This is a genomic window from Aeromonas sp. QDB39 (assembly GCF_027707585.1).
Classification (GTDB): Bacteria; Pseudomonadota; Gammaproteobacteria; order Enterobacterales; family Aeromonadaceae; genus Aeromonas; species Aeromonas hydrophila.
Genome location: NZ_JAPCIV010000001.1, coordinates 197664 through 210984 on the forward strand (window position 1 = coordinate 197664; position 13321 = coordinate 210984).

The following is a 13321-nucleotide window of genomic DNA, read 5'->3' on the forward strand; positions in this document are numbered from 1 at the left end:
TGCATGAATCTCATCGAGAATACGGCATAATAGCGGGCCAAGTGTGTGATCCGTCGCACTGATAGCCGATCTGGCAGACTTTTTTTAGAAAAAAAACCACACTTTTTTGCTCCGCAATGAGTGAAATCCTTTTCTTTCCAGTGTGTTAAATCACAGCGAGCAACGCACTCACGACCGACAAGGTGTCATTTTGCAACAAAACCCATTATTGAACTTCAAGGAGCAGGGCCAGGGCCAGCCCGTCGTACTGATCCACGGGCTGTTCGGCAGTCTGGACAACCTCGGCCTGCTGGCGCGCCCGCTGAGCGAACAATACCGGGTCATCAGCGTCGATCTGCGCAACCACGGCGCCTCCTTTCACTCCGACGAGATGAGCTACACGGCCCAGGCCGCCGATCTGCTCGCCCTGCTGGATCGGCTCGGGCTTGAGCAGGTGGCCATCGTGGGTCACTCCATGGGGGGCAAGGTGGGCATGCAGCTGGCCAAGCTCGCGCCAACACGCGTTGCCAAACTGGTGGTAGCCGATATCGCGCCGGTCGCCTACCCCCACGCTCGCCACCAGAATGTGTTCGCCGGTCTCAACGCCACCCTCAAACAAGCTCCGCAAAGCCGCAGCGAGGCGGAAGCCATCCTGGCGCAGCACATCGAGATCGCCGGCGTACGCCAGTTCCTGCTCAAGTCGTTTGCCAAAGCCGGGCACGGCTGGGGCTGGCGCTTCAACGTCCCGGCCCTTGAGCGCAACTACGCCAACATCATGGGCTGGCCCGATGCACATAGCCGTTTCGAGGGCCCAGCGCTCTTCATCAAGGGGGGAGATTCCGACTACATGCAGCCCGAGCATACCGAGACGGTGATGGCGCAATTCCCCGCCGCCAAGGCCCGGGTCATCGCCGGGACCGGTCACTGGCTGCACGCGGAAAAGCCGGTTTTGTTCAACAAACTGGTTGTGGATTTCCTGTCGACAGGCGGTTAACAGTTTCAAATCCTTTGTGATATAGTGCGCCCGTCATAAGGAGTGTGCGCAATCCATGCTAAGTGAACATATCGACCTGATTGAGAGTCTGGGCCTGAAGTTATTCTTTGTGGCCATTTTCGTATTGATTGGCCTGGCCATTCAGGACGTGCTCAAACGCGGCAACGTGCCCCGTTTCGGCCGACTCATCGTCTGGTTGGTACTCTTCCTGGGTTGTGCAGGTTTTGTCGCCAAGGGGCTGATCGAACTGGGCTGGGAAGGCTCAGGCATCGGCTAACTTATTTTCATCTGTGATGTATGGCCAAACAGCAAACTGATCGAACAACACTGGATCTGTTCGCAAATGAGAAGCGCCCCGGCAGGCCAAAGACCAACCCACTCCCCCGCGAGACCCAGCTCAAGATCAACAAGCGCAACCAGCTCAAGCGCGATCGGGAGAACGGTTTGAAGCGGGTAGAGTTAAAGGTGGAGGCCGAGTTGCTGGAACGCCTGAACCAACTTGCGTTACAACAGAACGTCAGCCGAGCCGAGCTGATCCAATCTATCCTGAAGCAACAGATTGAGTCTGCACATGCTGCAGGCATCACAATCTGACCGTTAAGCATTAACACCAGATACGGGTAACTAAACACTATGGCTAGTGTAGGTCTGTTTTTCGGCAGCGATACCGGTAATACCGAAGCTGTCGCCAAGATGATCCAGAAAGAACTGGGCAAACAACTGATTGAAGTCCGTGACATTGCCAAGAGCAGCAAGGCCGACATCGACAGCTTCGATCTGCTGATGTTCGGTATCCCGACTTGGTACTATGGCGAAGCCCAGGCCGACTGGGACGACTTCTTCCCCGAGCTGGAAGAGATCGACTTCACCAACAAGCTGGTCGCCATCTTCGGATGCGGCGATCAGGAAGACTATGCCGAGTACTTCCTCGATGCCATGGGCACCCTGCGTGACATCGTCGAAGCCAAAGGCGCCATCGTCATCGGCAACTGGCCAACCGCCGGCTACGAATTCGAAGCATCCAAGGCTCTGGTGGACGACAAGCACTTCGTGGGTCTGGGCATCGACGAAGATCGCCAGCCGGAGCTGACCGCCGAGCGCGTCAAGGGCTGGTGCAAGCAGCTGCACGAAGAGATGTGCCTGGCCGAGCTGGAGTGATCCAGGCTCGCCAGCCTCTCTGACAACAAGGGCCCCGCGGGGCCCTTGTTGTTTTCTGGCTCATGCTCTCTCGCCACTTCGGTGCTCCGGTTTGGCCCGCACATAGAGGGTGCGCTTGACCTGGGCCACCAGCTCGCCGCTTTGATCCTGCACCGTCACCTCGAACTCGGGGAAGTGCTTGTCTCCCCCGTCGGTCGCCGCCACGATGGCAGCCAGCTTGCCGTCGGTCAGGTTGAATTCGGCCACCAGCTTGCCCTTGCCTGGCTTGATGTAGTTGATGCTGCCGGCCTTGTCCCAGACGTAATAACGGTTCTTGAAATAGCCCATCAGCATCAGCGGATAGATGGGATCGGTCATCGCAAACATGCTGCCACCAAACTGGGTGCGGTTGGCGTTCTTGTTCCACCAGCGGGACTTGAGGGTGACCCGGCAGAAGCGAAAATCATCGCTCAATGTCTCTATCTTGATGCCGGCGCCCCAGAAGGGGGGCCAGGCGTTGAGGGCGCGGCGCACCCAGGCCGCATTGTCAAAAAGCCAATCCATGGATCTCATCCGACCAGAGAGTGAAGAAGGTTACATTTTATCAACATTCACCAAACGAGCAAGCCGTCACGAGAATCCTTCCAATTCCACCGGATGGCGCCATCTGCGCTAAAGCCCTTGAATTACTGGGTTTATTTTTAGGTGAGCTACGACCTATAATGACAGGCCAAGCGAGTTCGTGGTTGCCATTCCAGCGGCAGTCAATCAGAATAACCACACCTTCGAGAATGCGAATAAATAGAATATGGCAGACAACAACCAAGCGTTAAAAAAGGCCGGGCTCAAGATCACCTTGCCCCGTGTCAAAATCCTGGAAATCCTGCAACAGCCGGACTGCCAGCACACCAGTGCGGAAGATCTGTACAAACGACTGATCGACCAGGGTGAAGAGATTGGTCTCGCTACCGTATATCGCGTTCTCAACCAGTTTGATGATGCCGGTATTGTTACCCGTCACCACTTCGAAGGGGGCAAGTCGGTGTTCGAACTGGCCACCCAGGAACACCACGACCACCTGGTCTGCCTCGACTGCGGCAAGGTGATCGAGTTCTCCGACGAGGTGATCGAGCAGCGCCAGCGCGATATCGCCCAGCAGCACAACATCCGGCTGACCAATCACAGCCTCTATCTGTACGGCCACTGTGCCGCCGGCGAGTGCAAGCACGAAGATTGACCCGCCCGACAGAGACAATAAAAAAGCCAGCGTGATGCTGGCTTTTTTGCGTCCGTCATTTAGAACCCGTTTAAGCTCTTGCTCTGAGGTCGTGCTCAAGGCTCACCTGCTGCTCAAAACCCTCACGTATCTCTATACGCGCCGGTTCCTGTGCGGCTTCACCTTGCTGACAACCTCTCGTCACGGATCGTAAACAGGCTCCCAGATCAAGAAAGGGCAGGGTCTCCCCTGCCCTCTTCTGTTATCAGGCCTCGGCCTTGCCCCACACGTCGCGCAGGGCCACGGTGCGGTTGAACACCAGATGCTCCGGGCTGGAGAGCTTGTTGTCGGCGCAGAAGTAACCTTCACGCTCGAACTGGTAAGCCTGCTCCGGCTTGGCGTTCTTCAGGGAGGCCTCGACGCGGGCACCCTCGATGATCACCAGGGAGTCTGGGTTCAGGGCCGCTTCGAAGTCCTCTTCGGCGCCCGGGTTAGGCACCTTGAACAGACGGTCGTAGAGGCGCACTTCGGCCGGCAGGGAGTGAGTGGCGCTGACCCAGTGGATCACCCCTTTCACCTTGCGACCATCGGCCGGATCCTTGCCCAGGGTCTCGGGATCGTAAGAGCAGTAGATGCAGGTGACTTTGCCATCGGCATCTTTCTCGACCCGCTCGGCCTTGATGACGTAGGCATTGCGCAGGCGCACTTCCTTGCCCAGCACCAGTCGCTTGAACTGCTTGTTGGCTTCTTCTTTGAAGTCCGCTTCATCGATGAGGATCTCGCGGGTGAAGTTCAGCTCGCGGGTGCCCATCTCGGCGTTGTTCGGGTGGGCCGGGGCAGTCAGCACTTCGTCGGCGGCCAGATTCTCGATCACCACCTTGACCGGGTGCAGTACGGCCATGGCACGCGGGGCATTCTCGTTGAGATCTTCGCGGATGCAGGCTTCCAGCATGCTCATCTCGACGATGTTGTCCTGCTTGGTCACGCCGATGCGCTTGCAGAACTCGCGGATGGAGGCCGGGGTATAGCCACGACGACGCAGACCGGAGACGGTCAGCATGCGCGGATCGTCCCAACCGTCCACGTGCTTCTCGGTCACCAGCAGGTTCAGCTTGCGCTTGGACATGACGGTGTATTCGAGGTTCAGTCGGGAGAACTCGTACTGACGGGGGTGGCAGTCGATGGTGATGTTGTCCAGCACCCAGTCGTACAGGCGACGGTTGTCCTGGAACTCCAGCGTACAGATGGAGTGGGTGATCCCTTCCAGGGCGTCCGAGATGCAGTGAGTGAAGTCATACATCGGGTAGATGCACCACTTGTCACCAGTCTGGTGGTGGTGGGCAAACTTGATGCGATAGATGACGGGATCGCGCATCACCATGAAGGGGGATGCCATGTCGATCTTGGCGCGCAGGCAGGCGGCGCCTTCGGCAAACTCGCCGTTCTTCATCTTCTCGAACAGGGCCAGGTTCTCGGCCACCGAACGATCGCGGAACGGGCTGTTCTTGCCCGGCGCGGTCAGGGTGCCACGGTATTCGCGCATCTGCTCGGCAGAGAGTTCGTCCACGTAGGCCAGGCCCTTCTCGATGAGCTCGATGGCATAGCCGTGCAGCTTGTCGAAATAGTCGGAGGAGTAGCAGATCTCGCCGTTCCACTGGAAGCCGAGCCACTGTACGTCCTGCTTGATGGACTCAACGTACTCGATATCTTCCTTCACCGGGTTGGTGTCGTCAAAACGCAGGTTGCACTGGCCCTGGTAGTCGCGGGCGATGCCGAAGTTCAGGCAGATGGACTTGGCGTGACCGATATGGAGATAACCGTTCGGCTCGGGCGGAAAACGGGTATGCACGCTGCTGTGCTTACCGCTGGCCAGATCTTCATCAATGATCTGACGAATAAAGTTAGTTGGGCTGTTCGCCTGACTCATGGCTCACCTCAAAAATGCGTCACTGGCGGAAGTTGTGCCGGCTGGCACCCTCATACCCCCGCCGTCAAGCCGGATATGATCCCTCATTACGCGCCCTGTCTCAACCTGAATTTGCCCGTTTCGGGGTACTGGCGCCGCAAAACGCCCTGCACTGGTGGCTGGTTTGACTGACTGGCGAAAAAAAGACCCCGCACGAGGCGGGGTTCAAGGTGATGAAAAACAAAAACAGACAATACACACACAACAAAGGCTCACACGCACAGTCAACCTTTCCCAAGCCCGATGGCCATCGCCCTTGGGAAAGGCGGGTCTTGCGACCCACCTTGCGTTATGGATTGAGAGCTATCAGTTCAGCTCGGTGACGCGGCTGGTACGCTTGCCATCGAAGCTGGTGGTACGCAGGTAGACCTTGCCATCCACGGTCGGCTTGGCGGCAGCGTCGTAGGCGCTCCAGCTCTTGCCATCCAGGCTGTACTGGATGGGCAGACCCGGCAGATCCACGTTCGCTTCCAGCACGCCGTTCACCACCTTGGCGCCCGGTACGGAGAGGCGGTATTCCACCCCGGCCTGGTCAAGTTTCGGCAGCACGCGCTGACCCAGCACGTTGGCAAACTGGTTCCACTCCTTGTTCAGGGTGGCCTTGTTGACATGCTTGGTCTCGCCGGAGAACTCGCGACCTTTCACATAGTCCAGCTCGAAGCCACCCTTGTGCCAGGCACGCTCGGCCATGGAGAAGATACGCGGGTAGACCATGTACTCGTACTGAGCGTCGGTACGTACGGTTTCACTCCACTGCTGACCGGAGATCCCCTTGAACTTGACCGGATCCTGGTCACCCTTGGCCACGAAGGCGTTGCCGTCGCGGTCAACCGAGGTCTCGGCGTTCTGCGGCAGGTTTTCCGGGGCGAAGGCGAACACCTTGCGGGTGTCGTTGAAGCGGGTGGCCCAGTAGTAGCCGCGCTCGGCCGGGTGTACCTCGTTCGGGAAGTCGAAGTAGAGGTAATCCGGGTTGGAGAGCACCACGTCATAACCCTTGTGCGCCCACTTCATCGCTTCGTTGAAGCCACCCCAGTAGAGGGTTTCCCAGAAGTTGACCCGGGTCTTGTCGGTGGCAAACACACTGGCATCCGTGGCGTACTTCAGACCATCTTCCCACGCCTGCAGAGTGGAGAAGCCGTGGCCCTTGACCATTTCGCTCACTTCCTTGGCGAAATAGACCGGCAGCTCGGCCACGTCCTTGATCTTGCCATCGTCGATCATCTTCTGGCACATCGGGGATTTGCCGAACGGCTTGTCCTGCTTGCTGGAGTCGACATTGCCCTTCCAGGCGACCAGCTCTTCTTTCTTGGTGACGGCCGGATCCTGGTAACCACCGCCCTGCATGATGTTCTTCGCCTCGTCACCACCGTAGTGCCAGGCGGTCAGCGGCTGGCCGGCGGCCTGATGCATCTGGGCCACTTCGTCCATCACCTTGGCCACGAAGGTAGCGGCGCCCGGCTGGCAGGGGTTGATGAAGGACATCTTGTCGTAGAACTGCACTGAAGTGACGTTGGAGGTATCAGCCGGGTCAGTCAGACGGAACTGGTTGGCTTCGGTCTCTTTACCTTCAGCCATCAGGCGCTTGTAACGCGCTTCCATGGAAACCACGGCGGCACGGGCGTGGGCCGGCATGTTGATCTCGGGGATCACGGTCACGCCGCGGGCCTTGGCATAGCGTACCAGGTCGATGTAGTCGGCCTTGCTGTAGAAACCGGAACCCTGGTTGTCGCTGGTCGGGCCGGAGCCCAGCTGCGGCATCAGGCACTTGGTTTCAGACTCGTCGTGGCAACGCTGGCTACCGACGTCGGTCAGCTCCGGCAGACCCGGGATCTCCAGACGCCAGCCTTCATCGTTGGTCAGCCCCAAGTGCAGCACGTTGAGCTTCATGGCGGACATCTGGTCAACCAGCTTCTTCAGGGTTTCTGGGCTTCTGAAGTGACGGGCCACGTCGGTCTGCATGCCACGGTATTCAAAGCGCGGCGCATCCTCGACATGCATCTGGCTAACCAGCTTGTCGTTGACCCCCAAGAGGGAGATCAGGGACTGGGCCCCCCAGAAGGCGCCTTCGATGTCATGACCCTGCACCACTGTGCCTTTCTGGCCGATGGTCATGTCGTAGCCTTCGGCCTGCTTGAGCTTGCTGCCGAGCTTGATGGTCACTGGGTAGCCGGTGTCGGAGAGGGTAACACCCAGCTTGGTCAGTTGAGCCTTCAGGGCTTCGGCGCGATCGCTCGGCAGGTCCAGGGCATTGAGCTTGATGGTGGAGAAGTCGACCTGCGGGCCGGCCTTGACCACCTGCTTCATCGGGGTCGGCAGGATCTGGTTGTCGACCTTGCCAGCCGGCAGCAAGCTGCTGGTCTGGTTGGCGGCGAAACGGGTTTCGCTGTTCATCAGGATGTTGTTGTCATCCTTGGTGCGCTTCCAGCCATCGGCCGGCATCGGCTTCTCGTAGGTGGTGGCATCGTCGATGTTGCTCATGCTGGCCAGCACTTTCGGCTCGGCCCCTTCGCTGGCGACATACCAGTTCGGCATGATGTCAGATTCGAACAATACCCAGTACTCCACCACCAGCGGCACTTCGACCGTGGCATCCTTGGCAAAGCCCTGGAACTTCTCGGTTGGCGTCAAACGATAAAGGTCGCCGGTCAGGTGGGTGATGGTGAACTGGTCGTTGTCCACCCGCTGGATACGACGGATGGAGGAGACATAGATGCTCCAGTCTTTGGAGGTGACGTCAGCACCGGTATTGGTCAGGTGCAGCTTGGCAACGCCGCAGCTCGCCCACTCGGAGCCCAGCGCCTGGCAGTCGAGGCCGGCGCCGGCACCGTCGTTGGTGACGACTTCGTACTTGACGACGAGGTTGCTGGCGAGGGCGTCGACCACGGCTTGCTTGGCGGCATCGGCTGCCTGTACCTGGCTGACGAAAACGGTAGACATGGCAATGGCTAACAGAGAATGTTTCAAGTTCATAACTGCTGCTCTCATTTGAAGTAAAGGTTGGATTTTCTTGGCTTTTTTTATATGGGGCCCCGAGGCGGGGCCCTTAGTTATGTCAACAATGGACTTAGACTTGAGGCGAGCTTGGCGCCCGATTAACGCAGGGCCTTCATCTCACCGGCGATGATTTCGGCCAATGGGCCCAGAATCACCTGCAGGTTCTGCTCACCGAGCTTGACCACACCGGCCGCGCCCAGGGCTTTGAGCTTGCGCTCGTCAACGATGCTGCGGTCTTTCAGGGTCAGACGCAGACGGGTGATGCAGGCATCGATGGTCACCAGGTTCTCCTGACCGCCCAGCACTTCCAGATACTGGCGTGCCAGTTCGGTACGGTCGGTGGTCTGGGCAGCAGCCGGAGCAGCAGCTTCATCATCTTCACGACCCGGAGTTTTCAGACCCAGTTTGGCAATGACAGCGCGGAATACCACGTAGTAGAGACCGAAGAACACCAGACCTTGCGGGATCAGCATGTACCAGTTGGTCGCCAGCGGGTTGCGGCTGGAGAGCACCATATCCACCAGACCGGCACTGAAACCGAAGCCGGCCATCCAGTGCATGGAAGCAGCGATGAACACGGAAACACCGGTCAGGAAAGCGTGAATGACGTACAGTACCGGTGCCACGAACATGAAGGAGAACTCCAGCGGCTCGGTCACCCCAGTGAAGAAGGAGGCAAAGGCAGCTGCGATCATGATGGATGCAACTTTGTCCTTGTTCTCTTTCTTGGCGGAGTGGTAGATGGCCAGTGCGGCACCCGGCAGACCGAACATCATGATCGGGAAGAAGCCAGCTTGGTACATGCCTACCACGCCTTTCACCTGATCCAGGCTCTTGCCTGCAGCCAGAGCGGCATCGATGGTAGCCTGACCACCCAGGAAGTTAGGGATGTCGTTGATACCGGCCACGTTGAACCAGAACACGGAGTTCAGGGCGTGGTGCAGACCAATCGGGATCAGCAGGCGGTTGAAGAAGGCGTAGATACCGGCGCCGGTGGAGCCCAGGCTGACGATGGATTCACCAAAGCTCACCAGACCACCGTAAATGACCGGCCAAACGGCCATCAGGATGAAGGAGACGACGATCATCACCACGGAGGTTACGATCGGCACCAAACGGCGGCCGGAGAAGAAAGCCAGCGCCTTGTGCAGTTCTACGCTGCTGAAGCGGTTGTAGAGCTCGGCGGCGATGACACCACACAGGATACCGACGAACTGGTTGTTGATCTTGGCAAAGGCTGCCGGAACCTGCTCTACAGGGATGCCTTTAATCATCGCCACAGAACCAGGGCTCAGCAGCGTGGTCACCACCAGGAAACCGACCAGACCGGCCAGCGCGGCAGAACCGTCTTTGTCTTTGGACATACCATAGGCAACACCGACCGCAAACAGCGTGGACATGTTGTCGATCAGTGCTGAACCCGCCTTGATCAGGAAGGCAGCCAGCGCGCTGTCACCACCCCAACCATTCGGGTCAATCCAGTAGCCAACCCCCATCAGGATCGCGGCGGCAGGCAATACCGCTACCGGCACCATCAGGGCACGGCCGATCTTTTGCAAATAACCGAGAATGTTCACGGTTCCTCTCCTTAGTTAATGTTTTTCTAGAAATTAAGTGCTTATCACGTTTGACGCATAAGCCATCAAGGCTTGATTGGCAGTCTAGGGCTTTTATTTCGCTGCGCAAATTAATAAACCTATAATCGTGATCATTATCACCCAAACGAGATAAAGGTGGCGGATAGATGTGGCTTAGTTCGCAATCTTTATTTACGCTATAAAACAACTTGAATCCGTCCCAGTCTATTTGCCGCCGACATCCCGGCAGCAACCCGTACAGAGGTATCTACAATGCGCCTGATCCCGTTGAAATCTGCCAGCCAAGTGGGCCTGTGGTCTGCCCGTTACATCGTTGACCGTATCAATGGGTTCAAACCCACTGCCGAGCGCCCCTTCGTACTGGGTCTGCCCACTGGCGGCACCCCGCTCAACACTTACAAGCGCCTGATTGAACTGCATAAAGCCGGTGAAGTGAGCTTCCAGAACGTGGTCACCTTCAACATGGACGAATACGTCGGCCTGCCGGAAGATCACCCGGAGAGCTACCACAGCTTCATGCACAACAACTTCTTCAGCCACATCGACATTCGCCCCGAGAACATCAACATCCTCAACGGCAACGCGCCGGATCTGGTGGCCGAGTGCAAGCGCTACGAAGAGAAGATCAAGTCCTACGGCAAGATCCACCTGTTCATGGGCGGTGTCGGCAACGACGGCCACATCGCGTTCAACGAGCCGGCCTCATCCCTCTCCTCCCGCACCCGGGTCAAGACCCTGACCGAAGACACCCGCATCGCCAACTCCCGCTTCTTTGGCGGCGACATGGAGCAGGTGCCCAAGCTGGCGCTGACCGTGGGTGTCGGCACCCTGATGGATGCCGAGGAGATCATGATCCTGGTGACCGGTCACGGCAAGGCCCAGGCCCTGCAGGCCGCGGTGGAGGGCAGCGTCAACCACATGTGGACCATCTCCACCCTGCAGCTCCACCCGAAGGGAATGATGGTGTGTGACGAGCCCTCCACCATGGAGCTCAAGGTCAAGACGGTGCGTTACTTCCAGCAGCTCGAAGCCGCCAACATCGGCCGTCTGTAAGGAGTCACCATGTACGCATTGACCAACTGCACCCTCTACACCGGCAGCTGCGTGCTGACCGGTTACGGGGTGGTCATCGAGGGCGACAAGATTGTCGCCATCTCCCGCCTGGCCGAACTGCCGACCGGCATCGAACGCATTGATCTCAAGGGTGCCAACCTGAGCGCCGGTTTCATCGACGTCCAGCTCAACGGCTGTGGCGGCGTCATGTTCAACGGCCACATCACCACCCAGACCCTGGCGACCATGCAGGCCGCCAACCTGAAATCCGGTACCACCAGCTTCCTGCCGACCCTGATCACCAGTCCGGACGCAGACATGAAGCAGGCCGTCGCCGTCACCCGCGACTACATGGCGGCGCACCCCAACGAAGTACTGGGCGTCCATCTGGAAGGGCCCTACACCAACCTCAAGCGCAAGGGGATCCACCCGGCCGAGCAGATCCGCCAGCCCGCCGACGAGATGATCGACTTCTTCTGCGCTAACGCGGATGCCATCGCCAAGATCACCCTGGCGCCGGAGCGCAACAAGCCGGAGCACATCCGCCGGCTGGTGGAGGCCGGTATTCTGGTCTCCGCGGGCCATACCGCCGCCAACTATGACCAGGCCATGGCCGGGTTTGACAACGGCATCCGCTTTGCCACCCACCTCTACAACGCCATGACTCCGACCGTGAACGGCCGCGAGCCGGGCGTGGTCGGTGCCATCTACGATCGCAAGGATGTCTACGCCGGCGTCATCGTCGACGGGCATCACGTGCACTGGGCCAACGTGCGCCTCGCGCACAAGATGCTGGGAGAGCGACTGGTGCTGGTCACCGACGCGACCGCACCGGCAGGGGCACCGGAAGGCTTTGAGAAGTTTGATTTTTGTGGCGCAACCGTCTATTTCCGCGATGGTCAGTGCGTCGACGAGAATGGTACACTCGGCGGCTCTGCCCTCACCATGATTGAAGGGGTGGAGAATCTGGTCAAACAGGTCGGATTACCGCTCGATGAAGCACTGAGAATGGCCACCCTTTACCCTGCTCGCGCCATTGGATGGGACTCACGTCTCGGTAGTATCCAGGTCGGAAAAATAGCCAACCTGACTGTCTTTGATCAGGCCTTCACGGTCTGCGGGACCGTGGTTAACGGACACTACACAACACAGTGACACTATGACTGGCGGACAAATAGCAAACGTAGATCTTATCAAGCAGGTCAACAGTGCAGCCGTGTATCGGCTCATCGACCTGCAGGGGCCCATCTCGCGGGTCAAAATTGCCGAGTTGAGTCAGCTGGCCCCGGCCAGCGTGACCAAGATTACCCGGCAACTGATCGAGCATGGCCTGATCAAGGAGACCTCGCCGCAAGCCTCCACCGGCGGACGGCGCGCCATCTCACTGACCACCATCAAGCATCGCTTCCAGTTTGTGTCCGCCAAGCTCGGCCGCGGCTACCTGCAGCTCGCCCTGTATGACCTCGACGGCAAGGAGCTCGATCAGCACATCACCCAGGTGACCGAGATCGAGCAACAGCCGGTGGTCGACATGCTGCTGCGGGAGATCGGTGCCTTCATCGACTCCCAGCAGGATCGCAGCCGCAACCTCATCAGCATCGCGCTGACCATGCCGGGTCTGGTCAATCCGGAATCCGGCATGGTCATCTACACCCCCAAGTACCAGATCCGCAATCTGGCGCTGGCCAAGCTTCTGGAAAACCACTTCAACCTGCCCTGTTACGTGGGCAACGATACCCGCTCGCTGGCGCTGGCCGAACACTTCTTCGGCGAGTCCCGCGACTGCATGGACTCCATCCTGGTGAGCGTCCACCAGGGGGCGGGTTCCGGCATCATCACCAAGGGCAAGGTGTTCCTCGGTCAGAACCGCAACGTCGGCGAGATCGGCCACATCCAGGTCGAGCCGCTCGGCAAGCGCTGCCACTGCGGCAACTTCGGTTGCCTGGAGACCATCGCCTCCAACGAGGCCATCGTTGACAAGGTGAAGGAGCTCATCAGCCGCGGCCACCTGAGCTCGCTGCAGGAGAAGCACATCACCATCCAGGAGGTGTGCAAGGCGGCCATGGCCGGTGACGAGCTGGCCCGCAGCGTCATTGAGAACGTGGGTGAGCATCTGGGACGGGCGGTGGCCATCACGGTCAACCTGTTCAACCCGCAGAAGGTGCTGATCGCGGGCGAAATCACCGCCGCCGAAGAGATCCTGTTCCCGGCCATCCGCCGCTGCGTGGAGCACCAGTCGCTGCCAAGCTTCCATCGTGGCCTGCCCATCGTGAAGGCACGCTTCCAGAATCAGCCCACCGTCGGCGGTTTCGCGCTGGTGAAGCGGGCCCTGCTGGAAGGGGACCTGCTGCAGATCATCATGGAGCAGAAGTAAGGCTGAGGCC

At 58.8% G+C, this 13321-nt stretch carries 12 protein-coding genes; 8 read left to right on the top strand and 4 right to left on the bottom strand.

Annotation, left to right across the window (positions count from 1 at the left end; genetic code table 11):
• Positions 1–208: 208 nt before the first annotated feature.
• Genes PG899_RS00900 through fldA form a run of 4 tightly spaced genes read left to right on the top strand, consistent with a single transcriptional unit; the run spans position 209 to position 2131 of the window.
• On the top strand, positions 209–973 hold the full coding sequence (locus PG899_RS00900) for an alpha/beta fold hydrolase (protein ID WP_077095587.1): 765 nt from the start codon (positions 209–211) through the stop codon (positions 971–973).
• 55 nt (positions 974–1028) lie between these two features.
• Positions 1029–1250: a DUF2788 domain-containing protein gene (locus PG899_RS00905; RefSeq protein ID WP_011705431.1), complete on the top strand. Its 222-nt coding sequence runs from the start codon at positions 1029–1031 to the stop codon at positions 1248–1250.
• Positions 1251–1270: 20 nt separating this feature from the next.
• A complete protein-coding gene (gene ybfE, locus PG899_RS00910; RefSeq protein ID WP_011705430.1) occupies positions 1271–1567 on the top strand; it encodes a LexA regulated protein in 297 nt (98 codons plus the stop codon).
• 39 nt (positions 1568–1606) lie between these two features.
• Entirely contained in the window at positions 1607–2131 is a 525-nt protein-coding gene (fldA, locus tag PG899_RS00915; RefSeq protein ID WP_011705429.1) for a flavodoxin FldA, read from the top strand.
• A gap of 60 nt (positions 2132–2191) precedes the next feature.
• Here the strand turns inward: fldA and PG899_RS00920 are convergent, their stop codons facing one another.
• The gene (locus tag PG899_RS00920) at positions 2192–2674 is read right to left on the bottom strand and encodes a DUF4442 domain-containing protein (protein WP_016350215.1); all 483 of its coding nucleotides are present in this window, start codon (positions 2672–2674) and stop codon (positions 2192–2194) included.
• 244 nt (positions 2675–2918) lie between these two features.
• On the opposite strand from PG899_RS00920, the gene fur reads away from it, so the two are divergent.
• The gene (gene fur / locus PG899_RS00925) at positions 2919–3347 is read left to right on the top strand and encodes a ferric iron uptake transcriptional regulator (protein ID WP_011705427.1); all 429 of its coding nucleotides are present in this window, start codon (positions 2919–2921) and stop codon (positions 3345–3347) included.
• Positions 3348–3591: 244 nt separating this feature from the next.
• Here the strand turns inward: fur and glnS are convergent, their stop codons facing one another.
• The 3 genes from glnS to nagE all read right to left on the bottom strand — a co-directional run bounded on the left by glnS (position 3592) and on the right by nagE (position 9863).
• Positions 3592–5253 carry a glutamine--tRNA ligase gene (glnS, locus tag PG899_RS00930; RefSeq protein ID WP_039213175.1) on the bottom strand — a complete coding sequence of 554 codons (1662 nt, stop codon included), beginning with the start codon at positions 5251–5253 and terminating at the stop codon, positions 3592–3594.
• Positions 5254–5598: 345 nt separating this feature from the next.
• Entirely contained in the window at positions 5599–8262 is a 2664-nt protein-coding gene (locus PG899_RS00935; protein WP_077095588.1) for a beta-N-acetylhexosaminidase, read from the bottom strand.
• 122 nt (positions 8263–8384) lie between these two features.
• Positions 8385–9863 carry an N-acetylglucosamine-specific PTS transporter subunit IIBC gene (gene nagE, locus PG899_RS00940; protein ID WP_016350212.1) on the bottom strand — a complete coding sequence of 493 codons (1479 nt, stop codon included), beginning with the start codon at positions 9861–9863 and terminating at the stop codon, positions 8385–8387.
• 273 nt (positions 9864–10136) lie between these two features.
• Here nagE and nagB point away from each other — a divergent pair, with 273 nt between their 5' ends.
• From nagB to nagC, 3 genes are read left to right on the top strand one after another with little or no spacing between them, the layout of a single operon-like run.
• Positions 10137–10937 (top strand): glucosamine-6-phosphate deaminase, encoded by an 801-nt coding sequence (nagB, locus tag PG899_RS00945; protein ID WP_016350211.1) that lies wholly within the window; start codon positions 10137–10139, stop codon positions 10935–10937.
• 9 nt (positions 10938–10946) lie between these two features.
• A complete protein-coding gene (gene nagA / locus PG899_RS00950; RefSeq protein ID WP_077095589.1) occupies positions 10947–12092 on the top strand; it encodes an N-acetylglucosamine-6-phosphate deacetylase in 1146 nt (381 codons plus the stop codon).
• 4 nt (positions 12093–12096) lie between these two features.
• Complete coding sequence (nagC, locus tag PG899_RS00955; RefSeq protein ID WP_016350209.1) at positions 12097–13311, top strand: DNA-binding transcriptional regulator NagC; 1215 nt, start codon at positions 12097–12099, stop codon at positions 13309–13311.
• Positions 13312–13321 lie beyond the last annotated feature (10 nt).